The organism is Actinomyces bouchesdurhonensis (assembly GCF_900128465.1).
In the GTDB taxonomy this organism is placed as follows: Bacteria; Actinomycetota; Actinomycetes; order Actinomycetales; family Actinomycetaceae; genus Pauljensenia; species Pauljensenia bouchesdurhonensis.
The window spans coordinates 306146-307805 of the sequence record NZ_LT635866.1 but is presented as its reverse complement, the minus strand read 5'-3'; the positions used below and the strand labels follow the sequence as shown (position 1 = coordinate 307805).

2 protein-coding genes are annotated in these 1660 nt (G+C 67.3%); both read left to right on the top strand.

Going from position 1 to position 1660, the window contains the following annotated elements; all coding sequences use genetic code 11:
• On the top strand, positions 1-999 hold a 999-nt coding region (locus BQ7477_RS03815), incomplete at its 5' end, for an SDR family NAD(P)-dependent oxidoreductase (protein ID WP_073982865.1).
• Between the two features lie 107 nt (positions 1000-1106).
• The coding region (locus BQ7477_RS03810; RefSeq protein WP_159430578.1) for an alcohol dehydrogenase catalytic domain-containing protein at positions 1107-1660 on the top strand (554 nt) is incomplete at its 3' end.

Here is a 1660-nt window from a genome sequence, read left to right as displayed (position 1 = left end):
GGCCTTTTCCTGAAGGCGCTGGGCCGCCCGGTCATCGTGGCGCCCTCCACCGCCGAGCCCACCCTCACCTTCGACGGCCCCCTCGCCGAGGTGTGCCCCTGCTCCCTGAAGGAGACGGAGCTTCCCGTCGTCGTGCGGGCGGGGGAGGAGACCTTCGAGGTGCGCCCCACGCGCACCGGTGAGCGCACCATCAACGGTCGCGTCGCCCTCGTCACGGGCGGCGCGCAGGGATTCGGCGCGGAGATCGCCCGAGGCCTGGTCGAGGCCGGCTGCTTCGTGTACGTCGCCGACCTGAACGGTGAGGGCGCTGCGGCCAAGGCAGCCGAGCTGGGCGGTGAGGGCGTCGCCCACCCGATCACCGTCAACGTCGCCGACGAGGACTCCGTGGCCGCGATGGCCGCCGAGGTCGAGCGCGTCACCGGCGGCCTCGACCTGGTCGTGTCCAACGCCGGCATCGTGCGTGCCGGCTCCGTCCTCGAACAGGACGCCTCAGCATTCCGCCTGTCCACCGACATCAACTACGTGGCCTTCTTCCTGGTCACCAAGCACCTGGGTCAGCTCCTGGCCCGCCAGCACTCCACCGCCCCAGAGTGGCTCACCGACATCATCCAGATCAACTCCAAGTCCGGCCTGGTCGGCTCGAACAAGAACGCCGCCTACGCGGGCTCGAAGTTCGGCGGCATCGGCCTGGTCCAGTCCTTCGCCCTCGAGATGGTCGCCCACGGCGTCAAGGTCAACGCGATCTGCCCCGGCAACTTCTACGACGGCCCGCTGTGGTCCGACCCGGACCGTGGCCTCTTCGTCCAGTACCTGAACTCCGGGAAGGTCCCCGGCGCCAAGACCGTCGCCGACGTCAAGGAGTTCTACGAGGCCAAGGTACCCATGCGGCGCGGCGCCCAGGGCATCGACGTCCTGCGCGCGATCTTCTACATCGTCGAGCAAGAGTACGAAACCGGTCAGGCCGTGCCCGTCACGGGCGGCCAGGTGATGCTCTCCTGACTTCTCACGAGGCCGGGGACCCAGGGTGGTCACGGTCCCCTCCAAGGGCACCCCGGCCTCGTCCCTCCCGTCCCCACCATCGTTTTCTTCCAGGCAAGGAGTCAGTCATGACCCAGATTCCCTCCACCCAGTACGCGATTCAGATCGTCGGCAAGGAGGAGTTCGTCCTTAACCCGGCGAAGCCCGTTGACCCCGTCGGCCCGACGCAGATCATGCTCAAAGTTGAAGCCTGCGGCATCTGCTTCTCCGATACGAAGCTGCTCCACCAGTTCGATAGCCACCCGCGCAAGTCCGACGTGGTGGCGGGCATCGACCTGGATGCCCTGAAGGACATTCCGTCCTACCATCCGAACCAGGAGGCGGTGACTCCCGGACACGAGCCCGTCGTCCGCGTCGTGCAGGTCGGCCAGGCCGTGACGCACTTCAAGGTCGGCGATCGTCTGCTGGTCCAGGCGGACTGGAAACACCTGCGCACCGCGAAATCCAACGGTGCCTTCGGGTACAACTTCGACGGTGCCCTCGAGGAATATGTCGTCGTCGATGAGCGCTGCGTCGTGTCCCCTGACGGGGAGGAGTTCCTCATCCACGTGTCTGAGGGCCCGTCGGCCGCCGCCGTCGGCCTCATCGAGCCGTGGGCGACCGTCGAAGGCTCCTACGCGTG